The sequence below is a fragment of the uncultured Streptococcus sp. genome, from assembly GCF_902463925.1.
In the GTDB taxonomy this organism is placed as follows: domain Bacteria; phylum Bacillota; class Bacilli; order Lactobacillales; family Streptococcaceae; genus Streptococcus.
Map to the genome: position 1 here is coordinate 61914 of NZ_CABQHE010000009.1, position 26347 is coordinate 88260.

General features: G+C 39.0%; 22 protein-coding genes and 1 pseudogene. 1 reads left to right on the plus strand and 22 read right to left on the minus strand.

Going from position 1 to position 26347, the window contains the following annotated elements:
* Positions 1-11: 11 nt before the first annotated feature.
* The 15 genes and pseudogenes from RDY04_RS07445 to RDY04_RS07515 form a co-directional block, all read right to left on the minus strand.
* Positions 12-209 carry a F0F1 ATP synthase subunit C gene (locus RDY04_RS07445; protein WP_004229660.1) on the minus strand — a complete coding sequence of 66 codons (198 nt, stop codon included), beginning with the start codon at positions 207-209 and terminating at the stop codon, positions 12-14.
* A 340-nt stretch (positions 210-549) separates the two neighbouring features.
* Entirely contained in the window at positions 550-2130 is a 1581-nt protein-coding gene (locus RDY04_RS07450) for a hypothetical protein (RefSeq protein ID WP_303951356.1), read from the minus strand.
* 165 nt (positions 2131-2295) lie between these two features.
* Positions 2296-3528 (minus strand): DNA cytosine methyltransferase, encoded by a 1233-nt coding sequence (locus RDY04_RS07455; protein WP_303951323.1) that lies wholly within the window; start codon positions 3526-3528, stop codon positions 2296-2298.
* Between the two features lie 15 nt (positions 3529-3543).
* Positions 3544-4410: a hypothetical protein gene (locus RDY04_RS07460; RefSeq protein ID WP_303951325.1), complete on the minus strand. Its 867-nt coding sequence runs from the start codon at positions 4408-4410 to the stop codon at positions 3544-3546.
* 3 nt (positions 4411-4413) lie between these two features.
* Entirely contained in the window at positions 4414-6531 is a 2118-nt protein-coding gene (locus RDY04_RS07465; RefSeq protein WP_303951327.1) for an ATP-binding protein, read from the minus strand.
* A 12-nt stretch (positions 6532-6543) separates the two neighbouring features.
* The gene (locus RDY04_RS07470) at positions 6544-7707 is read right to left on the minus strand and encodes a DNA cytosine methyltransferase (RefSeq protein WP_303951329.1); all 1164 of its coding nucleotides are present in this window, start codon (positions 7705-7707) and stop codon (positions 6544-6546) included.
* Positions 7708-7777: 70 nt separating this feature from the next.
* Positions 7778-10429 carry a valine--tRNA ligase gene (locus RDY04_RS07475; protein ID WP_303951331.1) on the minus strand — a complete coding sequence of 884 codons (2652 nt, stop codon included), beginning with the start codon at positions 10427-10429 and terminating at the stop codon, positions 7778-7780.
* A 15-nt stretch (positions 10430-10444) separates the two neighbouring features.
* Positions 10445-11719, minus strand: a complete 1275-nt coding sequence (locus RDY04_RS07480; protein ID WP_303951333.1) for a hypothetical protein — start codon at positions 11717-11719, stop codon at positions 10445-10447.
* A 49-nt stretch (positions 11720-11768) separates the two neighbouring features.
* Positions 11769-11855, minus strand: a pseudogene (locus RDY04_RS07485) (GNAT family N-acetyltransferase); the annotation flags it as partial.
* Positions 11842-12420, minus strand: coding sequence for a flavin reductase family protein (locus RDY04_RS07490; RefSeq protein ID WP_303951335.1), 579 nt, complete (start codon positions 12418-12420; stop codon positions 11842-11844). The gene RDY04_RS07490 and the pseudogene RDY04_RS07485, both read right to left, overlap by 14 nt.
* Positions 12421-12863: 443 nt before the next feature.
* A complete protein-coding gene (locus RDY04_RS07495; RefSeq protein WP_303951336.1) occupies positions 12864-13064 on the minus strand; it encodes a hypothetical protein in 201 nt (66 codons plus the stop codon).
* 133 nt (positions 13065-13197) lie between these two features.
* Positions 13198-13815 (minus strand): PepSY domain-containing protein, encoded by a 618-nt coding sequence (locus tag RDY04_RS07500; RefSeq protein WP_303951337.1) that lies wholly within the window; start codon positions 13813-13815, stop codon positions 13198-13200.
* Between the two features lie 112 nt (positions 13816-13927).
* Entirely contained in the window at positions 13928-14812 is an 885-nt protein-coding gene (gene rarD, locus RDY04_RS07505) for an EamA family transporter RarD (protein WP_303951338.1), read from the minus strand.
* Complete coding sequence (thrB, locus tag RDY04_RS07510) at positions 14805-15665, minus strand: homoserine kinase (RefSeq protein ID WP_303951340.1); 861 nt, start codon at positions 15663-15665, stop codon at positions 14805-14807. Before thrB ends, rarD begins: the two co-directional genes overlap by 8 nt.
* Positions 15666-15748: 83 nt before the next feature.
* Complete coding sequence (locus RDY04_RS07515; protein WP_303951341.1) at positions 15749-17035, minus strand: homoserine dehydrogenase; 1287 nt, start codon at positions 17033-17035, stop codon at positions 15749-15751.
* Positions 17036-17209: 174 nt separating this feature from the next.
* Between RDY04_RS07515 and RDY04_RS07520 the strand changes: the two genes are divergently transcribed.
* On the plus strand, positions 17210-18088 hold the full coding sequence (locus RDY04_RS07520) for a polysaccharide deacetylase family protein (RefSeq protein ID WP_303951343.1): 879 nt from the start codon (positions 17210-17212) through the stop codon (positions 18086-18088).
* Positions 18089-18134: 46 nt separating this feature from the next.
* Here the strand turns inward: RDY04_RS07520 and RDY04_RS07525 are convergent, their stop codons facing one another.
* The 7 genes from RDY04_RS07525 to ldcB all read right to left on the minus strand — a co-directional run.
* A complete protein-coding gene (locus RDY04_RS07525) occupies positions 18135-19265 on the minus strand; it encodes an acetylornithine transaminase (RefSeq protein ID WP_303951345.1) in 1131 nt (376 codons plus the stop codon).
* Positions 19266-19268: 3 nt separating this feature from the next.
* Positions 19269-20006: an acetylglutamate kinase gene (gene argB, locus RDY04_RS07530; protein ID WP_303951346.1), complete on the minus strand. Its 738-nt coding sequence runs from the start codon at positions 20004-20006 to the stop codon at positions 19269-19271.
* A gap of 26 nt (positions 20007-20032) precedes the next feature.
* A complete protein-coding gene (argJ, locus tag RDY04_RS07535; protein WP_303951348.1) occupies positions 20033-21226 on the minus strand; it encodes a bifunctional ornithine acetyltransferase/N-acetylglutamate synthase in 1194 nt (397 codons plus the stop codon).
* A 28-nt stretch (positions 21227-21254) separates the two neighbouring features.
* The gene (gene argC / locus RDY04_RS07540) at positions 21255-22277 is read right to left on the minus strand and encodes an N-acetyl-gamma-glutamyl-phosphate reductase (protein ID WP_303951350.1); all 1023 of its coding nucleotides are present in this window, start codon (positions 22275-22277) and stop codon (positions 21255-21257) included.
* 128 nt (positions 22278-22405) lie between these two features.
* Positions 22406-23587 (minus strand): pyridoxal phosphate-dependent aminotransferase, encoded by a 1182-nt coding sequence (locus RDY04_RS07545; protein ID WP_303951351.1) that lies wholly within the window; start codon positions 23585-23587, stop codon positions 22406-22408.
* A gap of 9 nt (positions 23588-23596) precedes the next feature.
* Entirely contained in the window at positions 23597-24379 is a 783-nt protein-coding gene (locus tag RDY04_RS07550; protein ID WP_303951353.1) for a carbon-nitrogen family hydrolase, read from the minus strand.
* Positions 24380-24511: 132 nt separating this feature from the next.
* Positions 24512-26347 (minus strand): LD-carboxypeptidase LdcB/DacB (gene ldcB / locus RDY04_RS07555; RefSeq protein ID WP_308000861.1); only part of this gene is annotated, 1836 nt, incomplete at its 5' end.

Consider the following 26347-nt stretch of genomic DNA (forward strand, 5'->3'; position numbering starts at 1 on the left):
TTATTTGTCTATTAGACAATGTAGCTAAGGGCAAACAATACGAAGAAGGTACCTTCGATGAAGGCAACACCAGTAAACATCAATGTTTGAAGTTTGCTAAACATCTCAGGTTGGCGAGCTGCAGCTTTAGCGATATTGGCAACGAGGATACCCTCACCAATAGATACACCCATAACGGCCAAACCGAGGCCTAAGATAGTTAAATTCATAGTAGAATTCTCCTTTTAATTATTTTTACCATGCTATTTTAGTCCTATTTTCCACGAAAGTCAATGAATTGACGGTTTTTTGGACGTTTTCACTGACTTTGCCTAACATTTTCACTATATTTGTGTAAGCGTTTACTTTTGATAAAAAGGCTGATTCGCTTATTCCAAAAAACAAGCCTAACTATGGTAGGTTAGACTTGTTTGGGAAATTTATGAAAAAAAGAAAGTTTCACTGTCTGACTCATCGTCAGAGGTGTGAGTTCTACCGAAACATGTTCAGCAATATTTATTAGGATGATTATAGTATAACCTGGGTTGCTTAAAGAAAGCTGAAGGGGGATTATTTATTCTTCGCCACCCATCCAATAGCATCTGACGGAGGATTATCAACATCAATCCAGATAAACTCAATACCAATTTCTCCATTTTTGAATTTGCTGAGACGAATGCCATTGATCTCTAATTCATCTAAACGTTGAGCCGTTAGGATTTCTCGTTCAGCAAGTTGAAAGACTCCTCTCAAAATCCAATTTCCAAGAATATCCTGTTTATCTATAGACTGGATTGCTTTCCCAGAATCTTGGTTAATATAAGCGTCAATAATATCCCCAGATGGTAAGAATCTCAACTTAAATGTTCGATTTTCTTTTGAAAGAGCGAGCTTCTTTGTTCCAGGTTTAAACGTACCAATATTTTTTCCAAAAAAATCTGGTCTCTCGGCATGAAAATGATTTGATTCTGGGATTGGAATATAAACCTCGCTCACAGGTCGGTAAACCAACTTTTCAATACTCTTGATTAAATCTTGATTATTCTTTGAATAAGCGAAATCTACTAATTTCTCACGAATAATCTTCATTTGATTTTTTTCTTCCTTAGTCTTCCAACTTTTTAATAGAATCTCCTCTAATGAATATATAGCAAAAGCCATCTCCTCTGAGGATAACTCGTTTTTAAAGCGATTCTGAAATTTTATAATACGTGGTAGGCGGTCTTTCTTAGCTAACTTGGATCCGCCATTAAAGCCATTAAAACCAGAATTTTCTTCTACATTCCCATTTTTATCTGTGATTACCCAAGAAACAGTTTCTAAAATATCAGGAGCTTTCTTATCTGCTGTCAATAAATGAAGATTCTCAAAAAGATAAAAGGGGTCTTCGACATACTGTACATCCCAAGTATCGACAATAATCTCCTTATTATTAAAAGTCATATGTAGCTGACTATCTGCAGCAGTGTACTTGTAATCATGATGACCATCAGTAAACCTAAAATTCGTTGGATTTTTCAGATTGGTCGACCCTTTGATTTGTAAGTTATCCAAATCAACTGGTAAATAAGATGTCTCCCCCACATGAATTTGAGGGACACTGCCTTTTGGTGTCGGCATTAATACATGATACACAGCCTCCACATGAGTTGAATCTGACTTAAAACCCTTAATCAATGCTTTTGAAGATTCAATTCGTTGATTCCGTAAAGTTGCAATTTTTCGAGCTAATTTTTCATATCGTCCATAATTTTCCCTGTCTGCACTTTCTTTATCAGGAGAAATCTCAGCATAAAAAGTAATTTCACTTAGTAATTCATTCCAAGACTGTGAGTCTTTCTTAAACTGAGCAATCTTTTGGTCACCTGAATTAAGACCAAATGATTTGATTCCAACAAGATATTTGTGGTTTTCATCAACAACAACCGAAGCATCATAGGAGGTATTTGCAATATCCTCTCCAACGGCTTGAAAAGCTCTTTGAAAAACTGTTTCTTGAAATTTTGAGTTAACAATTGGAGCTACAAAATCCTCTGCACTATTCTGTTCATCCACTTCTGCTTTTTGTGAAAAGGCCTCACTCAGACTAGCAAAATTGGTAATGAGGGTCTTATATTTGTCTTTTTGTTCTTGTTTTAGGTGTTCCCACATCAATCAATCCTCACTTCTTGCTTAAGTATATCAAAAGAAGACTAGATTTTCACTAGTCCTCTTACTTATATAATTCGTTAAACGGTACTGTAAAACACTAAATTAACACGATTTTCGGATAACTTAACATATTCCTCACTAGAAACAACAATACGCATGAATTTATTATCTATTTATGGACAGCATATAAAATTCTTTACTTTTTTTATTACGAATCAACGATCTATACTGTTCATCAGTAATAACTTCAAGATTGCCATCATATTCTTCATAAATTTTTTTGTATGCTTCTGCTTCATTATTTACAAAATCTTTAACATACGACTCGCCTTCAAATTGTCCATTCATCTTGATATAGATAATTGCGATATTTCCCGAGCGATTATGTTGAGATTTACCTATACCCTTGTTTAAAGCCTTGGCAACATTCTCCGCAATGCGTTTAATTACAGGAACAACGACACTGTTTCCGGCTTGTTTATACAGCTGACCATTAGAAACCCCTTCTGGTAGTCTAAAAGATTTCGGATACCCTTGAACATTAAAGGTTTCTTTCGGAGTCAACTTACGAATCTCACCACTGTCTGTCAAAATCAATGGAACGTTATGTCCGCCTGTTCCCATATTTGCGGTCAGGGTAGGAACTACACCATTCTTATTTTCACGAACGTATTGGCGACGCCATTGGTAAACTGTATCCTGACTAGTCACACACTCTTTCAATTCATCATAGAATCTTTGCTTATCTTCTCGGTAATAGAATGCTTCACCAGGCTCCGCACCAAAATCAATAACATCACTCAGAGAAGTTGTCAAATTGACTTCTTCAGGAAATTCAAAAACATCATAGGCTTCTTTTGTATCAAAACCAACAATGTAGATCCGCTCACGATTTTGTGGGATATTTCCATAGTCTTTCCCGTTGAGAACCTTCCACTTGATAAAGTAGTTGTTCTCGGTCAAGGCTTCACGAATAACCTTGAAAGTATTGCCATGGTCATGACCGACCATGTTTTTTACGTTTTCGATAAAAATGGCACGAGGTTTGCGTCCTTCAATCATGCGAAGCAATTCAAAGAAAAGATCGCCACGATCATCATCAAACCCCTTGCGATAACCCGCAATACTAAAGGCCTGACAAGGGAAGCCTCCCATAACCACATCCACGCGCTCAGCTGGAATGTCTTCCGGCTGTACCGCATGAATATCACGACTATCCAAATAGGTATCTGGATAGTTTAACTGATAAGTCTGACGCGCATACTTATCAAATTCATTGGCATACACCACTCTGAACTCGTTGGTCTGTTCAAATCCCAACTCAATTCCCCCAACACCTGAGAAGAAAGCTGCAATGTTGTACTTTTCAGGTTGGTTCGAACTTACAGAATTTGTCATGTAATAACCTGCTTTCTAAACTAATAATTTTTTTATCATTGCGACTACTTCAAGTAAATCACATCTTTCTTTATCTAAATCACTTTCATAAATTGTAAAACTTTCCACACAATTTTCATTATTAGACTGAATGAAATATCCTTTCTCAGGCTCGTGATCCTCAATTACATGAGCAAGGGCATTACGGCGATCAATAAGCATCAACCAGTTTTCTTTAATATCACTAAGGTGTTTATAACTTTCGATATTTCTTCTCTTTAAATTATTATTTAATTTCAATTCATGAATAAAATACTTTTTCACAAGTTCTCGATATGATACATCTTCGGAATAGTCTGAACACTTTCTTCTTAAAATATACTCCAATTCTGCATTTTCATACATATATTCTCCTCTAAGAGCATTAAGTTCATCCCATTTTGATAGACTAATTTCAATGGCTTTCTGAAAATCACGTTTAATTACTTCATCACTAGGAGAAGATAAGTTGATAATCATAGTATTATTTAATAAGCCTAGATTATTTCCCTTATCAATTTTTGTTATTATTGTATCCTTTATTTCACAATAATTTTTTGAATAAAGAATAAAAAATTGCTTATAGTTTTCTCGACTTCGTACATCATTTAAAAAGTCAATGCCATTATTAATCCCATTCGAATATTCTTCTCCTAAATTAAAATCGGATATAAAAAAATCGATTCTTTTAGAACTATCATCCAAAATTTCTCTGGCTTCCCCAATGCTTTCACATAAATAACAATTATCTTTCAATAATTGATAACCTTTGTCTTTTATAGCTTGTTTTACTATATCTAAATAATCTTGAAAAGCATCTTCCATTTCATCTTCTAACCAAATAATACTAATATCTCTACGCATCTTCTAATTATCACCCAATTCAATTATAAAACTTGTTTCTTCCGTATTTGAAACCACTTTAATATCCCATTTAAATTTTTTACAAGTTTGTTTAATTATGTACATTCCAACTCCTGTCCCATTTTCTTTAGTAGTAAATCCTAGTCTAAAAATATCATCCTTATTTACTATTTCAGATGATAGTGGTTTATTAGAGGAAATAACTAATTTATTTTCTTCATCTATAAATTTAAATATAATTTTATCTGCTAGTTGATCCATAGCATTTATAATAAAATTATCTAGTATCATACCTAAATCGAAAATATGTACACTAGAAGTATGAGGATTATTGGAAAAATCGATTACAATCTCTAAATTTTCATAAGACAGACTGTTTAAGTAACTTTTTATATAACTTTTTACATTAATATATTTTTTCCCTTTAACTTCAGAAGTATTTAATTTGAGCACTTGGTTTTTTATGGTAAATAATTTTCCAGAAGATTTTTTTAGACTAACAACATATTGACTCACTCTTTCAAAATCATCTGTAGATTTAAAATCCGCAACTATCTTTTTATTTACTGAATCTATATTTTTATACACTCCTGTTAATTCATGAGCTAATAAATTTTGTTGCGCAGAATTATTACTTCCGATTAAAATATCCTTTCTTTTATTTTCCTTTTCTGCAGTATCTCTGGCAATTTCTGCTTCCTTTTGTTTTATCTCTGCTAATTTTTTGGCTAACTCAGCCTCCTGACGTTGCTGTTCTGCAATTCTTTTATTTTCTTCTGCTTGCTTTCTTTTTTCCTCTGCAAGTTGTTCTTTTCTTTCTAATTTCTCCTTTTCTTCTTGTCGAATTTTTTCCACTTCTTTGCGAACTACACTACCAATACTAACACGTTCACTTATCAACTTATTAACAATTGGTTTTAACAGTTCAATCAATAAAGTTATCCTTTCATCATTTCCTGATAATCCTTCACGATTTGAAGTTGAAATATCCTCCAAGTAATCATTGTCTAAAATATCAAACGAGATTTCCCCTTCTATATAATTACCAAATGCTTGAGTATTATTTAATTGTGGCATAAAATCTGATACTGCTAATTTATCTCTAACATAAAGTCTTAGCTGATTAGCCTTATAAACAGTATTTCTTATAAATCTATTATTTGGATCATTTTTTGTATTTTCAGATGCTTCCACCATATTAATTGTACTGTGAATTCCTATCCAACCAGTCAATTCATAATCAAATTCCTTTTCATCTCCTTGTAAAGTTAAAAACTTCCTTTTTCCTTTCAAATTTATTTTAGTAATGTCTGATGGATTTAATTTTTTTACCTTACGTAATTTGTTGGATACTTGCTCTAAATCTGCATTTATTTTCACTGAGTCATTTAACAATTTATTTTCAACGATACCTTCAGAAGTTTGAAAAAAAGCATACAAATTTTTAAATCCAATTACTTTAGAAACTTTTGAAAATTCTATCTTCTGTTTTGCTCTAGTCTTGTACGCCACTTCGATAACTGCACCAATATTGTTTAACAAATAATAATTAGCCAAATTCATCTTCAAAGAATCTAACTTTCCCTCTGCAAATCCAGATAAATTAACTCCTACTGATTTTATCAAAGTCCCTGACTCAAACGAATCCCAAACACTTTTATTTTCAATAGATACATCTTTAATATCAACACGAATTAATTCAGGAATATCACTATCAGATGCATTTGTGGAGTCTAACATCCAAGCTGTTTCATTTCCTCCCTTCTTAGAAACTATATAATATTTTTTTGACAAAAATAATGTTGCTAATTTTCCTATACCTTTTCTTCCCTTTGTCTTCTCAGAGAATTCTTCGTTTGATATACGTCTATTTCTACCAATCAAGGCGTATTTAGTGGATAAATCTTCATAGTTCATTCCACTACCATTATCTAAAATTTCTAAGATTGAATTCTCTTTATCGATAGATTCTATATAGAGCTTAACATTTGTTGCACCAGCATCTAAACCATTAGCTATTAATTCAGATATTGCACTCCATTTATTAGTATACATTTGCTTTCCTAACAAGTTTAAAGCAAAATAAGAGAAGTTAAATCGGATACTATTAGTTTCGATCATAATTAAACGCCTTTATAATTTATTTTCCTCGAAAAATTTTTTTATTCTATTAGCCAGATGAATACTCAAAATAGGAGGTACAGCATTCCCAATTTGAGTATTGATAGCTTGCAATCCACCTACAAATTTATAATTATCTGGAAAAGATTGAATTCTTGCCCCTTCTCTAGCCGTCAAAGCTCTGTTTTGTTCAGGATGAATGCAACGAAGAGAGGATGGTGTTGACAAATTATTTGTAATGGTAGTAGAAGGTCTATCCCACCACAATCTACCGTAAGTATTGTTATAACCAGAAGTCAGGTATAAATCTTTATCTAAAATACCATCTTCTACCATCCTATTAATATCGTTTTTCCCCTGCCCCTCTCCAAGAGCTCTCATTATTTTTTGTAATCTCTCACCATGATTTCGACTAACATGATTAAGTAGCTCAGTTTGATTTCCTCTTAATAAAGCTTGGTACTCTGTTCTTGGTTCACATATATAATTATTTTTTTGTTCATTATTCCCTAATATAGGTAAATCACTAATTGCATCTCTTAATGTAATTTCATTATTCAAGGTCATTACTTCTGGAAATATCCACTCTGACTTAATTTTTAAATCCTTTCGGATTCCTATCAAAAAGACACGTTCTCGATTTTGAGGAACACCAAAGTCTTTTGCATTAAGCAACTTAGTATAGACATTGTACCCACTGACATCACCAAAACTCGATAAATCATTAAAACTTTCTTTTACATTTCGAATAATCGGTCCATTCTGTTCATTTTTCATAGTTAAAAGGCCATAAACATTTTCAAAAACAAACATCTTTGGTTGAATGAATGAGAGTATCCTTCGATATTCTCTATACATTTTGGCTCTTTTATCATATTGCCTTTTACCAACCGTACTAAAGGATTGGCAAGGTGGACCACCTATAACTAAATCAACTCCTTTTGAGCTGATTCCTTTTGATTTTAAAAATTTTTCATCTATATTAGCAATATCATCCTCAATCATAGTAATTTCAGGATAATTCAGTCTGAAAGCTTCTGCTGCATCATGATTGAATTCATTTGCAAATCTAATATTAAAGTCATTTCTGAAAACAAAATTATTATTTTTTATTGTATTCTGAAAGCCAAAAGTCAATCCTCCAGCACCAGAAAATAAATCTACAACTTCAATCATATTAATTCCTTTACATTATCTATTTAATATATTATACCAAAAAACACGGCATTCCGCCGTGTCTCTTTCTTTATTTAACCAATTTCTTCATTTCTTCAATACGTACGACTGTCGCATCGTATTTAGCTTGGTAATCTTCTTGTTTGTCGCGTTCTTTTTGGACGACTTCTGGTTTGGCATTGGCTACGAAGCGTTCGTTGCTAAGTTTTTTTCCAACCATGTCCAGTTCTTTTTGCCATTTGGCTAATTCTTTTTCAAGACGAGCCAATTCTTCTTCAACATTAAGAAGGTCAGCAAGTGGCAAGTAGATTTCTGCGCCTGTGATGATACTTGACATAACCAAGTAAGGAACTTCGACATCTGCTGCAATTTCCAAGTGTTCTGGATTTGTGAAGCGTTTGATGTAGTTGACGTTGTCATTAAAGAAAGCATCGAGCTTGCTGTCGCTTGTCTTGATCAAGATAGTGATTGGTTTGCTTGGCGCTACGTTCACTTCTGCACGTGAGTTACGAACGGAGCGAATCACATCTTTAAGAGCTTCTACACCAGCTGCTGCTTCTTCGTTTTCAAATTCTGGACGAACCACTGGGTATTCAGCAGTCACGATCGTTCCTTCAGAGATTTGGCCATAGATTTCTTCGGTTACGAATGGCATGATTGGGTGAAGGAGACGCAAGATTTGATCCAAGGTGTAAAGAAGAACAGAACGTGTGATGACTTTTTCGTCCTCGTTATCGCTATAAAGCACTTCTTTAGTCAACTCAACATACCAGTCCGCAAACTCATCCCAGATGAAGTTGTAGAGGATGTGACCAGCCACACCGAATTCAAACTTATCAAAGTTTTCAGTAACTTTGCCGATCGTTTCGTTGAGGTTGTGGAGAATCCAACGGTCTGTGACATTACCTGCTTGGCCAGCAGCCACCTTAGCCACATTTTCACGTGCCGCATCCAAGGTCAAACCTTCATTGTTCATAAGGATATAGCGAGAGATGTTCCAAATCTTGTTAATGAAGTTCCATGACGCATCCATTTTCTCGTAAGAGAAACGCACGTCTTGCCCTGGTGCAGAACCGTTTGAAAGGAACCAACGAAGGCTATCTGTTCCGTACTTATCAATAACATCCATTGGATCAATCCCGTTACCGAGAGATTTAGACATCTTGCGTCCTTGCTCATCACGAATGAGACCATGAATCAAGGCATTTTTGAATGGTGACTTACCAGTAAATTCCAAACCTTGGAAAATCATCCGAGACACCCAAAACGGAATAATATCATAACCAGTCACCAAAGTTGATGTTGGATAATAACGTTTAAAGTCTTCTGAGTCGACATCCGGCCATCCCATGGTAGAGAATGGCCAAAGGGCTGAACTAAACCAAGTATCCAAGACATCTTCGTCTTGTTTCCATCCGTCACCTTCTGGTGCTTCTTCGCCAACGTACATTTCACCCTCAGCATTGTACCAAGCAGGGATTTGGTGACCCCACCAGAGCTGACGAGAAATTACCCAGTCATGGACATTTTCCATCCATTGAAGGAAGGTATCGTTGAAACGAGGTGGGTAGAAATCAACCTTGTCGTCTGTGTCTTGGTTAGCGATGGCATTTTTCGCCAATTGATCCATCTTAACGAACCATTGTGTAGACAAGCGTGGCTCAACAGGCACACCTGTACGCTCTGAGTGACCAACTGAGTGAGTCATTTTTTCAATTTCGACAAGGGCACCGATTTCTTCCAATTTCTTAACAACAGCCTTACGTGCTTCAAAGCGGTCCATACCGTTGAATTCACCAGCCAATTCATTCATGGTACCATCATCGTTCATGACGTTGACTTGTGGCAAGTTATGACGTTGACCAACCAAGAAGTCATTAGGGTCATGGGCAGGTGTGATTTTAACCACACCAGTACCAAACTCAGGGTCTGCGTGTTCGTCCCCAACGATTGGGATTGGCTTGTTCAAGATTGGCAAGATAACATTTTTACCAATCAAATCTTTATAACGGTCATCATTTGGGTTAACCGCTACAGCAGTATCCCCAAACATAGTCTCAGGACGAGTTGTTGCTACTTCAAGAGCACGTGAGCCGTCTTCCAACATGTAGTTCATGTGGTAGAAGGCACCTTCGACATCCTTGTGAATAACCTCGATATCAGAGAGGGCTGTACGAGCTTTTGGATCCCAGTTGATGATAAATTCACCACGGTAGATCCAGCCTTTTTTGTAAAGCTCTACAAAGACTTTACGAACCGCTTTTGAAAGACCTTCATCAAGGGTAAAACGCTCACGAGAGTAGTCTACAGAAAGACCCATCTTACCCCATTGTTGCTTGATAGTTGACGCATACTCGTCTTTCCATTCCCAGACTTTATCAAGGAATTTTTCACGACCAAGGTCATAACGAGAGATGCCGTCTTCAGCCAAACGCGCTTCTACTTTAGCTTGAGTGGCAATACCTGCGTGGTCCATACCTGGAAGCCATAGCGTATCGAAACCTTGCATACGTTTTTGACGGATAATGATATCTTGCAAAGTTGTATCCCAAGCGTGACCAAGGTGAAGTTTACCAGTTACGTTTGGTGGTGGAATAACAATTGAATAAGGCTTAGCCTTTTTATCGCCAGAAGGCTTAAAAACATCTTCGTCAAGCCATTTTTGGTAACGACCAGCCTCAACCTCGGCTGGATTGTATTTAGGTGAAAGTTCTTTAGACATGTGTGTGTCCTCCTTTTATTCTGTTAAATAATAATATTTACCGTCTTTTGATATTATTTTAGTTTCTTTTTCTAGTAAATTCTCAGTTGTATTTTCTATCTCAAGTGAATTATCTAGTTGTTTATAAATTTGTGTGATTACAGAATCAGGGATTTCATTATATTTCCAATCATTGATAATCATTCCAGGGATTTCGAATAATAATCCTTCCCAACCTTGTTTAGCATATCTCTTATTATCCAAATCAAGTGCAAATGTTTTGATGCTCTCATCATGCCATTGATTTAATAAATTTCTAGCATCCGTAGATTGTTCAATATAAATGTTATATAAAGAATAACAATGATCAGAAGATACGGTACCCTTGTTTAATAGATAAATTAATCGTCCAATTTCTTCTAAAATTGAGAGCAAGTATTGTTGAAATCTAATCAGTCTATCAAGATCATCAATACTTTCTTGGTATTTATTGAATTCAGAGTTGTGACCTTTAGATACGATATTTTCTATTGTTAAATTGACTTGTTGTAATAATTCAACTGCATCATCTCTATATCGATTCAAGTCATCTAAAGAACGTTTTCTCAATTCATCATTCTCAATGATCTCGATATTAAATTTGGAAATGTTACCAACTTTTCCTATTAAAGCTATTATTCTAGCTTTAAATTCAGTCTGTTGAAAATCATATATTTTATCTATTCCTTCCTGCATTTCCGCCATTTTAGTATCAATTTGAGCCATATAATATTGACCTACAACCATGGAGGAAATATTCATTACATCAGCTACTGTATTTGAGATAGCTGTTATTTCTTCAGCATCTATTGGAATAAGATTGGCTTGACCTGCAAGTTTGTTATTTATGTTGTAACCACCACGAAAAGCTCCCTGTAATTCTTTCGAATCGTAAAGTTTTGCTCCAGGTGGGATAACTACTTGATAGATATTACCTTCTTTGACTTGATTTAATAACTCTTTAATAGATTTATTTTTGACATGATTGTTGAATTTTTGAACAATTTGAGGCACAAGAGCATCTAATTTCGCTACAACATTTCCATCTGAAATCTCATGCATAGTTTTTTCATCAAGATTAATCTCTGTAGGTAAGAACTCAATTTTAGGCATTAGAGCTAAAAATTCCTCGTTTATTGGAGATACTTCATAATTAGTATTTGGGATAATTTCATTAGAATAACTAATATTCAACTTTTTCTCTTTATTTTTTTCTTTTTTATAAAAGTAAGAAATTAGAAGTACAAGCAATAAGATAACAATCCATTTCATTTCTCCTTCTCCCACTCACTATTTAGCAAGACGTATATCAGACAGTCACAAAGATATCCTCAGCATCCGCCACTGTTCGGACTCGTAAAAGAAGACGCTCCGTTTCGATTCGTTCCGGCAATTCAGCTCTTGTCATCCTTCTTCCTCGCTTTCTTGATGAAGCTTCCCATGGGGTCGGCTCGATCATCTAGATAACGATAGACACGCTTATAGCCATCACCCATAAAGTAAGTCGGTGTAAAGCAGTCATTTTTAAAATGTCCCTTGTCATCTAACAAATCAGATTCAGCCAGACGGTCTAGAATCTTAGCAAAGATATGGCAGATACCATCTTCCTCAATAATTCGATCCACCTGGCAATCCAGAACGACTGGACAGGCATCCAAGATGGGTGCTTGTGTCAGTTCAGAAGGTTGGAAATCTAGGCCAAGCTTAGTAATCTTTTCACGACGACTAATAAAACCAGCCTGTTCCATTTCAAGCATGAGGTTTTCATCAGGGATATTAACCGTAAATTTCTGATAATGTTTAATCTGGTCTGCCGCATTTTCCTCGCTACCAACCCCGATGACTAGCCAATCTCCTAGACTATAGGAAGAACTACAAGTCGTCACATTATAGCCGTATGTTTGGTCCTGGTAACCCAAGATAAAAATGGGAAAACCATAATACAATTTACTGGTCTCAAAAGATTGCTTCATGTCACCCTCCTTTGGTAGGAACGTAGACCTCGCTTTCGCTCCGTCTGCATCAATATCTCTAAATTCACCTGCGACCTTCGGTCTTGGTTCTTTAAAAGATATAGAAAATCCCTGCCATAACTATGACAGGGACGAATGTGTATCCGCGGTACCACCCAATTTTGAGTGGAAACCACTCACAGCTTTCTTGATTCAATTTGACCATCAGCAACCAGCTTTGACATTTGTGCGGATTTCTCAGTACCACCGCTTCCTGTGACAAATGGGCTTCAAAGCACCTCTGAATGGTCTTATTCTATCACATTTTTAATCTCAAGACAAATGAAATTGTGGGGACCTGAATTTGCAAATAAGTTAGACTAGCGATTTTACCTTAAAAGATGAATCCAATTCCTCATTTTATTCTCATTAGAAAAGCCCTGTCTGTCGACAAGGATCTCATCTTATTTTTCTTCCTCAGCCCTTTCTTCTAGCCATTGTTCATAGCTTTCAAGTAGATTGATAGCCATTTGGGTTGCCAAGGCAACTGAAAAGGCTTCCGTGCCTTCAGTTGTTTCATTTTGGACTTCCAATTTACTTTCTTCGTAAATAGCTTTGAGAGCCTTATTGCTAAGCGTGTCTTTAAATGCTTGGAATTTTTTCATGGTCAAAGCCTCCTTGATTCTACGGCACTCTCTAAAATTATTGTTATCGTTTTCACTTTAAGTTTACACCATTTCAGAGAAATTGCAAGGTTTCTCCTTAATAAACAAGGAGAACTTTCCCACTATCTACGACCTATTGCGCAGCTGCAGTAGCTCCTGTGAGATACTCTGTCGTATAGGCTACAATAGCTCCTGAATCAGCATTTACCGCGTATTTATAACGTAGGCCACTAGCAGCATAATCAAAGCTGATATTGTAGACTTTACCGTCTCCTTCAGTCTTCAAGTCCGTTTTCAAGTTTGTCACAGAACCCTCAGCTAGGCCAGCATGGTTAAGAGCTGTCGTTTGTGCAGTTTCTTTGGACACTGCTGTCTCGTCCTTACTTTCGCTAGATTGACTCTCGTCTTTAGGCTCTTCACCTTTTTGAGCATCGTCCTCATCTTTAGACGTTGGATGGTCACTCTTATGTTTCAAAATAGACCCTGACAGACCGTCAATCGTATACTCAAAATGGTTGCCTGACGTTGTGAAACTAATCTCATAACTTCCGTGAAGCCCAGAACGTGATTTCGAAACTGTTGATTGAGAAATCTCAGAAGTTTTGACACCTGCATTTTTGTAAGCAATGTCTGCAGCATCTTGTTCTGACAAGCGATAGCCCGAGCCGTTAAAAACAAACAAGGCTGCAGCGATGGCAACTGGGATAGCGAGCAGAATCAGATAGCCCACTAGTTTTTTTATTTTTCGCATAAAATTCTCCGCTATTTTTATCTGATACTACTATTATATCTCAAAGTTCTAAAATTGTCAGAGAAACTTGGTCCGTTTTTAGTATGATGTCATAAAAAGTCCCTGACAGATATCAAGAACTCTTACGAAGATTTAAAATTTGACCAGTTACAAAGACTAGGATGGCTACCCAGATAAAGAGGAAACCTTTCAATTCTCCAAAGCTAACCGTCTCACCAAAAATGAGAATGGCCACGAGCAGTTGAATCGTAGGGTTGAGGTACTGGATAAACCCGATAAGGTTAAGCGGTGCCCTTTTAACTGCCTCCGAGAAGCAAAGTAAGGGAACAGCCGTCACTACACCTGAGATGGCTAGGAGAAACATTTCCATGTTCGAATAAGAAGAAAATGATTCTGGAGAAAAGAAAATGAGATAGATAGCTACAAAAGGTAGTAGCAAGCCACTTTCTACTAGCATGGCTACGTCACTGGAGAGCCTAACCCCTTTTTTGATTAACCCATAAAAACCAAAGCTCAGAGCTAGCCCCAAAGAAACCATGGGAAGTTTTCCTGTATTGGCAACAAGAACCTGTACTCCTATAAAGGCCAATACTACTGCTGCCCACATACTTCTGCTCAGAGATTCACGAAGAAAAATGAGGGCAAATAGGATAGAAACAATAGGCATAATGTAATAGCCCAAGCTAGCCTGCGTCGCTTGACCATGACCCACAGCATAGATATAAATCAACCAATTAGCTGCTATAAGAAAGCTGGCAAGCAGCATACTAAGCAAGGCCTTTTTATCCTGCCAAAGTCCCACAAGTTCCCCTTTAAAACGTGTAGTTTGATTAGCTATTAGCGCGTAAACCAGCATGGTCACTACAGTAAAGACAATCCGCCATGAGAAGGTGTTATAGGCTAAAACACCTGCTAAAAGCTTCCAAAAAAGGGATAAAAATCCCCATTGAATATAGCTTGCAAGCCCAAAGAGCAACCCTTGATTCTTTCTAGTCAACGATAACACCTGCTTTGTCTACAGATAGGATGAAGGTTTCACCGTCTAATCCAAGACCATCGATAGCCGTTTTAAGAGCCTCAGACTGATCATGTGGTGTTAAGGTCATAACTGTTGGACCAGCACCTGAGAGATAGGTTGCATAGGCACCGTATTGGCCTGACAATTCCTTAATGGTCGCAAATTCCTTGACCAATTTTTGGCGGTAGCGTTCGTGGAACATGTCTCCTTGGATAGCACGTCCTGCTTTAAACAAATCCCCTGCAAAAAGAGCTGCAATGGCAACGTTAGCAATAGATGATGCAGCCACAGCATCTTTGTAAGACAGGTCACTTGGAAGAACTCCACGTGAATCAGACGTCTTAAGCTCATAGCTCGGAATGAAGGCGACAAAAGCACACTCTGGAAACTCTGTAACGATGCTATTAACATGTTCATCCACATAAGAGGCTACAACGAGATTCCCAAAGATAGCTGGGGCAACATTGTCTGGGTGACCTTCAATCTTGGTCGCAATATCAAGTTTATCGTCATCTGAGAGCTTCAAGTCTGCCAATTGATTGGCTAACTCAATCCCTGCGACAATAACTGAGCTAGAAGAACCGAGCCCACGAGCCAAGGGAATATCTGATGTCATCACCAATTTATGGGGCTGCAAATCAGACTTCATTTGCAAGGCTGTTGAAATGAGGAGGTTATTTTCATCTGAAGGAATATCTCCCAAATCGTGTTCGATATGCCATGCATCTGCTGGTTCAAGCACCTCGATTGTCAAATATTTAGAAACGGCAACACCCACAGAGTCAAAACCTGGACCAATATTGGCAGATGTTGCTGGAACAGTAATTTTCATAATAATACACCAAAAGGAGGAAAGCCATTAGCGACTTTTCTCCTTGAATACCTTTCTTATACGCACCAGTATGGGCTTATCAATTAGTTAGACAAAACTTTCAATGTGTTAACAACTGTGAAATCTTCTGCTGCTTCAAGTTTTTCAGTAACAGCTTTAAGTTGAGTTTTAGACATAGCATGTGTAATCACAACGATACGAGCTGTTGTACCATTTGCTTTTTGTTGCAAGACTTGTTCAAATGAAATATCTTCTGAGTTGAAGATTTCAGACAAGTGAAGGATTTTACCTTTTTCGTCTGGCGTATCAAGAGCAAAGTAGTAGTTGCTCTTAACGTCCGCTGGATTAGCCAATGGCAAGTCGCGACGGAACTCGTTAAATGGTTTACCAACATTGCCATCTGAAAGACGACGAGCAATACGGATAATGTCTGCCAAAACAGATGTTGCTGTTGGTTTTTGACCAGCACCTGGACCGTAGTACATTGATTCGCCAATACCGATAGATTCAACAAAGACTGCATTCATAACATCGTTGACGCTAGCAAGTGGGTGATTTTTTGGCAAGAATGTTGGTGATACTTCTGCAGAGATACCTGATTCTACTTCACGCACATCACCAACCAATTTGATGACATAGCCCAATTCTTGAGCGACAGCCACATCATCAGTAGAGATGTTTGTAATCCCCTTATGAGTCACATCGTCGAAATCAATTGTGGCACCAAAACCAAATTGGCTAAGGATAACGGCTTTATAAGCTGCATCAATCCCTTCAACGTCGTTGGTTGGATCACTTTCAGCATAACCAAGTTCTTGAGCAGTCTTGAGGGCATCTTCGTATGACCAACCTTCGTCAACCATCTTAGTCATCATAAAGTTAGATGTTCCGTTAAGCACACCGAGAATACGTGTCACCTTGTCAGATGTCAAAGAATTAGCCAAAGTACGCAAAATTGGAATACCACCAGCAACAGCAGCTTCATAGTAGAAAGCCACACCCTTATCTTGAGCAAGAGCAATCAACTCTTTGCCGTGAGTAGCAATCAAGTCTTTGTTAGCAGAAACAACGTTTTTACCTGCTTCAAGCGCTTTTGTGATAAAGGTACGAGCTGGCTCGATACGGCCCATCAATTCGACAACGATTTGAATCTCGTCATCGTTAAGGATTTCGTCAACATTTGTGACAAAATTATAGTCATTTCCAGCAGCGATAAGACGATTTTTTTCCTCGTCATCTTTAACCAAAACCTTCGCAATTTCGAGTTGGTCACGTGAGGCTGCAAGAACCTTTTCACCATTTTCCTTCAAAAGGAAAGGAATACCGCTAGCTACTGTACCAAAGCCAAGCAATCCAATTTTAATAGACATTTACGATTTCTCCTTAAAAACATACATTTTTTTAATTGTACCATATTTCTGTCGGAATTGACAGAATATTTCTGCCATTTAAGGAGACAAGTATTCTTTTTTCACTGAAAATTCTGTGCATTTTCACCCCATTTTTGTTAGAATAATAGCTAGACCTATTTGAAAGGGGATACAATGACTTCTCAAAAGAAAAAAACAAGTCAAGCTAACAGAAAAAAAATGAACCTTCTTCTGCTTGTCCTAAACCTAGTCCTTCTTGGCTTACTGGCAGTTTTCATGTTAAACCGCCCAAATCAGTCGAAAAGCTACCAACAACAATCTCAGACCAGTCAGTCTAAGACGGCAACTAAGTGGAAAACCTATGACAAGCCTGTCCAAATTCCTATCCTCATGTACCATGCTGTTCACGTTATGGATCCATCTGAGGCTTCTAACGCCAACCTGATTATTGCTCCGGACAATTTTGAAGCACAAATCAAGGCCATGGTTGATGCGGGTTACTATTTCCTAACTCCCGAAGAAGCCTACAAAGCTTTCACTGAAAATACTCTGCCTGCTAAGAAGGTCGTCTGGCTGACATTTGACGATGGTAACGAAGATTTCTATACCATTGCCTACCCGATTCTCAAAAAATATAAGGCTAAGGCAACCAACAATGTCATCACTGGCTTTGTTAAGAAGGGAAATGCCGGAAATCTTACCGTCAAGCAGATGAAAGAAATGATGGCACACGGCATGAGCTTCCAGTCTCATACGGTTAACCACCCTGATTTGTCAGCCACTGACAACGCGACACAAAAGGTTGAATTAACGGATTCTATCGACTTCCTTGAAAACAAACTCAATACAAAGGTCAATACCATTGCCTACCCATCAGGTCGCTACAATCAAACGACACTGGACCTAGCTAAGAAAACATACAAGTTAGGACTAACAACCAACGAAGGGCTAGCTAGTTCCAAGGATGGTCTCCTCTCACTTAATCGTGTCCGTATTCTGCCAACAACAACAGCTAAAGGACTTCTCAGCGAGATTACTACTGACAATAAGTAAAAGAAATCACTTGATTTACAGTCAAGTGATTTCTTTTACTTATTGTCTAGTCAAATATTTCTGATAGGATAACCACACCCTTTTTGATTTCAGAATCACTTAGGGTGATTGGTGGCAAGAGTCGAATCACATTTGTCCCTGCAGTTAAGACAATCAACCCCTTATCTCTAGCTTCCTGAACCAGTTCTCCAAGATTGCCAGTGGTCTCAATTCCAATCATATACCCCAAGCCACGCACAGTGGTAACTGTCTCTTTATCAGATAAAGCTGCCTGCAATTTTTCTTGTAGCTTGTTTCCATTTTCAAGGGCAGTATCCAGAAAAGCTGGAGCCAACATAACTTCAAGCGTAGCCTTGGCCGCTGCCATGGCCAGTTTATTTCCTCCAAAGGTAGAGCCGTGACTTCCGTAAGAAAAAGCTGCTCCAAGAGAGGACTTGGCAAGCATGGCACCAACTGGCACCCCATTGGCCAAACCTTTGGCCAAAGTAAAGATATCTGGTTCAATATCGTAGTGCTCATAAGCATAAAGCTTACCAGTACGACCAATTCCTGTCTGAACCTCATCTACAACGAGGTAAATACCTGTCTCCTTACAATAATCAGACAAAGCCTTAACAAAGTCCTTATCCGCAGGTTGCACACCCGATTCTCCTTGAACCAACTCCAGCATAATAGCTGCAGTTTCTTCACTGGCTAAGGATTTGACACTGTCTATATCATTGAAAATAGCATAGCTAAAGTGGGGCACACCTTCACCAAAACCTTGTTTGATTTTATCCTGACCAGTGGCAGACATAGATCCAAACGTTCGACCATGGAAGGCATTTTGGAAGGTAATGATTTCTTGTTTACCCGATGCCTTACGGGCGATTTTTATAGCAGCCTCATTGGCCTCTGCACCACTGTTACAAAAAAAGGCTAGATAATCCTTGTCTCCAATTAAAAGGTCAGCAACATCTTCTTGCAACTGATTGTAATAGAGATTGGGCTGGTGCAAAATCTCGCCCACCTGCTCTGTCAAAGCCTGATTGACAGAGGGATGATAGCCCAGATTGGTTACCCCGATACCTGATGAAAAATCCAAGTAGGTCTTGCCAGTTGTATCTGTCAAATAATTGCCCTGAGCCGAAGCAAAATCAATCGCTGCCCGCTTATAATTTGAAAATAGTTTTGTCATCTCTTACTCCTTGATTATGGTACCGTCTATCAGGTTATCACCAATAATGACCTGCTCGACACCAGCTTGAACTGTCTGAACAGCACTTTGAATTTTAGGAATCATGCCTCCAGTTATCACACCTGAATCTATTTTTTTCTGAACATCTACAATATTCAAATGATTCAAAACTCGTCCATTCTCTAAAACACCCTTGACATCCGTCATGAGGATAAGTTTTTTGGCCCCCAGACTAATAGCGACCGCCCTTGAAAGATAATCGGCGTTGATATTGAGTAAATCACCTTGCTCACTGTAACCCAAGCTAGGAATCAAGGGAAGTTTGCCTTGAGATAGGAGGCTCACTAGGGTTTGATTAGTGATGTTTTTGACTTCACCCACAAAACCATAGGTCTCTTGATCTAAGAAATCAGCATGGACAAGGTCTGGCAATTCATCTACAAGCTGATAGGCTGGCAAACCTGCAGTTGTCAACTCACCTGCTAAGTTTTTCCCAACCATGTCAACCAAAGCTTCTTTGATCAAGGTCATATCTGACTGCCCCGTCACACGAAGACCATTGACCTTGTGAATTGGAATATGATGTGCCTCCATTAGCTGATTAATAGCGAAACCGCCCCCATGGACGATAACAATTTTTTGACCAGCCTGATGCCATTCGGACAGTTTAGCCAATATCTCAGGAGTTAGCTGCTTACTGGCTACTCCACCAATCTTGATTACAATATATTCAGTAGTCATCAGTTAACTCCTTTGTCATAGATAACTTAAGTATGGTAGAGGGCATTAATCTTAACGTAATCGTAGGAAAGATCACACCCCCATGCGGTTCCTTTTTCATGTCCAGCATGAAGATCTACCGTAATGGTGACTTCATCGACATGCATGATGTCTTTCATTTCCTCATCATCAAAGGCAACAGGACTAGAAGATAGCATAACTGGCAGTCCGCCAATCATAATATCAACATTATCCACAGGAACATCCACACCAGCATAGCCAACAGCGGCTAAAATACGTCCCCAGTTAGGATCTTCACCAAAGATAGCCGTTTTAACCAGGCTTGACCCGACAACGGATTTGGCCATCATACGTGCATCAAGGGCATTAGGGGCATTGACCACATCAACTTGGATGAGTTTATTGGCACCTTCACCGTCCTTGGCAATTTTCTTAGCCAACTCTTGCATCACGAAATTCAACATCTTCGAAAATTTATCGAACTCTGGTGTATCTGGAAGAATCTCTTCATTGAGCGTGCAACCATTGGACATGACAAGAACCATATCATTAGTCGAAGTATCCCCGTCAACTGTAATCTGATTGAAGGTCTTTTCCACATTTTGGCTCAAGGCCAATTGAAGAGTGTCACTAGAAATATTAGCATCACAAGTGATAAATCCTAGCATGGTCGCCATATTAGGGTGAATCATGCCTGATCCCTTAGCGACACCAGCCATAGTAACTACATCACGTCCAAAGGTCTCTGTCACAGCAATGGTCTTAGTTGCTGTATCAGTCGTCAAAATCGCCTTAGCGAAATCATCAGCATTCCCATTAACCACTATCTTGGAAAGACCATTTTTCAGCGTAGCCATTGGTAGTAACTCACCGATAATCCCTGTAGAGGCCACACCAATCAACTCTGGTTCAACACCTAGCTTTTCAGCGGTCCACTCCTGCATAGTGTAAGCATCCTCCAAACCTTGAGTCCCTGTACAAGAATTGGCTACACCTGAGTTAACAACGATAGCCTTCATTTTCCCAGCCTTTTTAACTGAGGTCTTGGTCACAATTAGAGGAGCTGCAATAACCTTATTGGTCGTGTAAACACCTGCAACACTGGCTGGTTTTTCAGAGACAATCCAACCAAAATCCATTTTTCTCTTTTTAAATCCTGCATGTAGCCCATCTGCTGAGAATCCCAGCGGACTAGCAATTGTTCCATCGATGACTTTCATATTTTTTCTCCTAACTCTATGCTTTCATCTACAAGTATGACGGTGTCATAAGCAAACCTTCCGTCTCATCCCACCCCTGCATGAGGTTGAGATTTTGCACTGCCTGTCCAGCTGCTCCTTTAAGCAGATTATCAATAACTGAAATAACTGTCAGAACATTGGTTTTTTCATTATAGGCAAATCCAATATCTGTAAAATTCGATCCGATTACGTTGTGCAGTTCTGGCAAGCTGTCTTGAACACGTACAAAGGGTTTATCGCTATAAGCCTTTGTGAATGCTGAAGCCACATCAGCCACAGTCACGTCCTTCTTCAACTTACAATAAACCGTAGCCATGATTCCTCGATTAACTGGTAACAGCGACGTTGAAAACTGAATCTCAGGTATTTCCGGATTAAAGGTCTGCAAGGTTTGAACAATCTCAGGAATATGCTGATGATGATTAAGTTTATAAGTCACGTAATTATCATGAACATTGACAAAATGACTAGACTCACTCAAAGCCTTACCCGCACCAGTTAAACCAGACTTGGCATCCACAATAACACTATCCATCTCAATCAGACCAGTAGCAACCAAAGGAATCAGGGCCAACTCTGTCGCTGTTGCATAGCATCCAGGATTGGCAATAAATTTCTTACCCTTCACATCTGTATATTCTGACAATGCGTATGTAAATTTATTCAAAATACTCTGCTTAGCAGGTGATTTTTTATACCATTCTTGATAAACACCTGCTGGCAAGCGATGATCGCCAGACAAATCAATAATTGGAAAATCAGCCAGAACAAATTTCTCTGCTAGCGAACTAGCAACTCCTGAAGGTGTGGCAAAGAAAACCAAATCCGCCTTTTGCATAATCTTTTCCGCATTGTAAGCTTCAATTTCTAAGTCACAAACACCTGTCAGATAGGGATACACATCAGACAATCGTCGACCCACTTCCTTGGTTGCGTGAATAGAAACAAGTTCCACTTTTTTATGATTATTCAAAATTTTAACTAACTCTAAACCACTATAACCAGTGATACCAACGATTGAAACTTTCATTTATGCACTTCCTTTGAATAAATATGTGATTATTTTATTGCATTTTTATTCATTTGTCAAGAAAAAATTGAAATTAATATGAAAAAAACAAGCAGTCTTTTTCAACTACTTGTTTTCACGATTGCTATCTAGTTATTAAATAAATGCAAATTGGCGATACGATTGACCGCTTCTACCAGACGCTCTGGCTCTACCAAAAGCCCAATACGAACATAAGCATCACCCGCAGGACCAAATCCTTTACCTGGTGCCACAGCAACATGGGCCTTCTCAAGCAAAAGATCCGCAAAACTTTCACTGGTGTACCCCTCTGGCACAGGCATCCAAGCATAGAAAGAACCTCTGGATGGAAAGGCCTGCCAGCCAATCTTAGCAGCTGCCTGAACAAAAGCATCTCGACGGCTATCATAAGTCGCATTCAGTTGGGCAACAGCCTCCTCAGATTTAGGATCTAAGAGGGCGGCAATCCCAGCCTCCTGCAGGGCAGGAAAGATCCCCACAAAAAGATGGTCTTGAATCAGATTCAAAGCTTCGATCATCTGGTCATTCCCAGCTGCAAAGGCCAAACGCCAACCAGCCATATTGAAGGTTTTCGAGAAAGTATAGAACTCAATGCCCACATCTTTAGCACCAGGCGTTGATAAAAAGCTAGGATTCTCATAGCCCTGATAACCCAAAGCTCCGTAAGCCAAATCACTCACCACTCCTACTTCGTAGGTCTTAGCCCAAGCAACTAACTTTTCATAAAAGGCCTTAGTCGCCACAGCCCCCGTAGGATTATTCGGATAATTGATATAGATAAACTTAGCACGGCGAGCTGTCTCCTCAGGAATGGCATCCAGATCTGGCAAGAAATCATTTTTAGCCGTCAAAGGAAAGGTTTCATAGGTCACACGGCCCAAACTCACTCCTGACAAGTAATCTGGATAACCTGGGTCAGGCAAGAGCAGGAGGTCGCCAGGATTCATCAAAGCTAGAGGCAATTCCACTAGTCCAATTTTAGCTCCACCCATGACACAAATCTCACTCTCCGAATCCAAATCAACCTCATAATGTTTCCTGTAAAAACTAGCAGCTGCTTCCTTAAAAGGACGATTGCCTCGAAACTGTGAATACTTATGGCTAGCAGGATTTTTCGCTGAAAGGCACAGCGCCTCAACAATATGGTCATAAGTCGGTTGGTCGGGATTGCCTTGACCGAGATTGATCACATCTGCTCCTTCCGCTACCTTAGCATTAACTTTAGCAACCAAACCTGCAAAAAACTGTTCTGGCAATGCCTTCAATAAGTCCGATTCTTCAAATAACATAAACGCTCCTTAATGATACAAGTCCGTGTGACGATCCTCAAAAACAGGAATCTGACCTCGAACCTTATCTACCTCTTCAAGATTAATATCGGCCGTAAAAATGCCCTCCTCATGCTCCTTGGATTGTAAGAGCACATTTCCAAGTGGATCTATAACCATAGAATGTCCTGAAAAGACATCGTCTGGTCCTGTTCCGACACGGTTAACGGCTACCACAAAGGCTTGGTTCTCAACCGCACGCGCCTTTAACAAAATCTCCCATTGCTGCACACGAGGTTCTGGCCACTGCGCCACCACAAAAAGTACCTTGGCTCCTTGTGCCATCTGTGTTCGCACCCATTCAGGAAAACGGATATCATAACAAATGACACTGGCAGCTATCACACCATCAAGCTCAAAAACAGACTCATCCGACCCAGCAGACATGTACTGGTCCTCTGCCATAAGGCCAAAGAGATGGACCTTGCTATAAGTATTGATTAGGTCCCCAGACTTATTGTAGACGTAGGTCGTGTTGTAGAATTTGCCATCCTTCTCAATAGCAACGGACCCTCCAATAATAGCCACAGCATGTTTCCTCGCAAAATGAGACAAGAGTTCTTGAGAGTCCAATCCATCCTTATCTGCAAGCCCATCAAGTTCATTTAAAGCATAGCCTGTATTCCACATTTCAGGAAGCACAATGACATCAGGATTTTCGCCAAGGGCCCTTTCCAACATTTCTTTCACGTGCTTTTTATTTTCCGTAGGTTGTCCGTGAGCAACATCCATCTGTACCAATGCGATTTTCATAGTAACCTCGATTCTATATTAACCATTATAGCACTCCAAAAGACGTCACAAAAATTGAAAAATTCAATCTCATGATAAAGAAAGACTATCAAAAAAGGCTGGACACATTGTCCAACCTGATTCATTACTTCATTAAGCAATATCAACGTAACGACGAGCACCGCTCACTGTCATGTATGAGAGCCATGTGTGACCATCGGCTGTCAAAACTTTGTCATAGATAACACTCATACCTTTGTCATAGTAGGCCAATTCTGGGCTTGAAACCTTGGCTTCCGCCTTGATTGACGCACGACCTATGAAGGTATAACGGCCTGACTCTGGGAGACTTGGTTTTGCGGCTGGTTGACTTGCTTCTGCCTTGGCTGCTGCAATGTCAACATAACGACGGGCACCGCTTGCCGTCACGTATGAGAGCCATTGACGACCATCGGCTGTCAAAACTTTGTCATAGTTTACACTCATACCTTTGTCATAGTAGGCCAACTCTGGACTTGAAACCTTAGCTTCTGCCTTGATTGACGCACGACCTGTAAAGCTATAAGTTCCTGTCGCTGGAAGATTGATGGCACCTGTAGTGACTGGTTTGCTTTCAGTAGGTTTGTTGCTAGTAGCATAATCGCCACCTTCGATACCAAAGTACTCTTCCAAGCTCAATCCTGAATCGTGGATGTCTTTAGCTTCTTTACCCACATAGCGGATATGCCATGCTTCTGGCATGTAGCCGGTTGAAGCTTCTTTACCTGCTTGGAAACGCACGATAAAGCCATAGTTATGTGCATTGTCTTTAAGCCATTGACTAGCTCGTGCATCCTCAAGCAAGTTACCAGACTTATCAGTCAAGTCAAAGACCAAACCAGTTTGGTGTTCGCTGAACCCAGGACGAGCTGAGTAACGGTCCGCAGCTGCTTGACCATCACGGCTTACGTAGTTGTCGTAAAGAGTCTTTTGATAATCGTAAGAACGGAAACCACTGTATGAACGTCCAACATTCAACCCTTGATTAATCATATCATCACGAAGTCGAACAAAAGCTGCCTTAGCTGTAGGATTTTCACCTGGATTGTAGTCCTTAGAAAGACCATGCTTCTTATTGACAATGATAATATCATCGTATTTACCACGAACACTGTAGTAAGAACCGTTATTTGTCAATTTTCCAGTCACTTGAGATTCAGTGACTTGAGGGACTGTAGCTTTGGTTTCTGTAATATAAGTTCTCTTACCATTTAACACATAGTAAAGATGCACAGAATAGGTACCAGCATCGCCCTTATGGCTAGCTGTGTCTACATGAACCTTGTAGCTTCCATCTGATTGTTTGTCGGCATGGTACCATGTAAGGTCATCTTGGCCATTCTTGTCTGACCAGATTGGAACACGCACTTCTTGGACTGTCTTGCCGCCACCTGAAACATTGGTAACGACTACATCAAAGCCGTTAGACGTTTGGTTGGTAATCGTCAATTTTCCTGTTACTTGAGATTCAGGGACTGTAGCTGTAGTTTCTGTAATATAAGTTCTCTTACCATTTAACACATAGTAAAGATGCACAGAATAGGTACCAGCATCGCCCTTATGGCTAGCTGTGTCTACATGAACCTTGTAGCTTCCATCTGATTGTTTGTCGGCATGGTACCATGTAAGGTCATCTTGGCCATTCTTGTCTGACCAGATTGGAACACGCACTTCTTGGACTGTCTTGCCGCCACCTGAAACATTGGTAACGACTACATCAAAGCCGTTAGACGTTTGGTTGGTAATCGTCAATTTTCCTGTTACTTGAGATTCAGGGACTGTAGCTGTAGTTTCTGTAATATAAGTTCTCTTACCATTTAACACATAGTAAAGATGCACAGAATAGGTACCAGCATCGCCCTTATGGCTAGCTGTGTCTACATGAACCTTGTAGCTTCCATCTGATTGTTTGTCGGCATGGTACCATGTAAGGTCATCTTGGCCATTCTT

Excerpts from the sequence above, each read along its gene's own strand:
- RDY04_RS07470 (WP_303951329.1), bottom strand. The coding sequence starts at position 7,707 with ATGATTGAAGTTGTAGATTTATTTTCTGGTGCTGGAGGATTGACTTTT.
- argC (WP_303951350.1), bottom strand. The coding sequence starts at position 22,277 with ATGAAAGTTTCAATCGTTGGTATCACTGGTTATAGTGGTTTAGAGTTA.
- RDY04_RS07445 (WP_004229660.1), bottom strand. The coding sequence starts at position 209 with ATGAATTTAACTATCTTAGGCCTCGGTTTGGCCGTTATGGGTGTATCT.
- RDY04_RS07525 (WP_303951345.1), bottom strand. The coding sequence starts at position 19,265 with ATGACAAAACTATTTTCAAATTATAAGCGGGCAGCGATTGATTTTGCT.
- RDY04_RS07480 (WP_303951333.1), bottom strand. The coding sequence starts at position 11,719 with ATGAAATGGATTGTTATCTTATTGCTTGTACTTCTAATTTCTTACTTT.
- RDY04_RS07520 (WP_303951343.1), top strand. The coding sequence starts at position 17,210 with ATGACTTCTCAAAAGAAAAAAACAAGTCAAGCTAACAGAAAAAAAATG.
- thrB (WP_303951340.1), bottom strand. The coding sequence starts at position 15,665 with ATGAAAATTACTGTTCCAGCAACATCTGCCAATATTGGTCCAGGTTTT.
- RDY04_RS07495 (WP_303951336.1), bottom strand. The coding sequence starts at position 13,064 with ATGAAAAAATTCCAAGCATTTAAAGACACGCTTAGCAATAAGGCTCTC.
- RDY04_RS07455 (WP_303951323.1), bottom strand. The coding sequence starts at position 3,528 with ATGACAAATTCTGTAAGTTCGAACCAACCTGAAAAGTACAACATTGCA.
- RDY04_RS07550 (WP_303951353.1), bottom strand. The coding sequence starts at position 24,379 with ATGAAAATCGCATTGGTACAGATGGATGTTGCTCACGGACAACCTACG.
- RDY04_RS07460 (WP_303951325.1), bottom strand. The coding sequence starts at position 4,410 with ATGCGTAGAGATATTAGTATTATTTGGTTAGAAGATGAAATGGAAGAT.
- RDY04_RS07450 (WP_303951356.1), bottom strand. The coding sequence starts at position 2,130 with ATGTGGGAACACCTAAAACAAGAACAAAAAGACAAATATAAGACCCTC.
- argB (WP_303951346.1), bottom strand. The coding sequence starts at position 20,006 with ATGACTACTGAATATATTGTAATCAAGATTGGTGGAGTAGCCAGTAAG.
- argJ (WP_303951348.1), bottom strand. The coding sequence starts at position 21,226 with ATGAAAGTCATCGATGGAACAATTGCTAGTCCGCTGGGATTCTCAGCA.
- RDY04_RS07475 (WP_303951331.1), bottom strand. The coding sequence starts at position 10,429 with ATGTCTAAAGAACTTTCACCTAAATACAATCCAGCCGAGGTTGAGGCT.
- RDY04_RS07490 (WP_303951335.1), bottom strand. The coding sequence starts at position 12,420 with ATGAAGCAATCTTTTGAGACCAGTAAATTGTATTATGGTTTTCCCATT.
- RDY04_RS07515 (WP_303951341.1), bottom strand. The coding sequence starts at position 17,035 with ATGTCTATTAAAATTGGATTGCTTGGCTTTGGTACAGTAGCTAGCGGT.
- RDY04_RS07545 (WP_303951351.1), bottom strand. The coding sequence starts at position 23,587 with ATGTTATTTGAAGAATCGGACTTATTGAAGGCATTGCCAGAACAGTTT.
- RDY04_RS07465 (WP_303951327.1), bottom strand. The coding sequence starts at position 6,531 with ATGATCGAAACTAATAGTATCCGATTTAACTTCTCTTATTTTGCTTTA.
- RDY04_RS07500 (WP_303951337.1), bottom strand. The coding sequence starts at position 13,815 with ATGCGAAAAATAAAAAAACTAGTGGGCTATCTGATTCTGCTCGCTATC.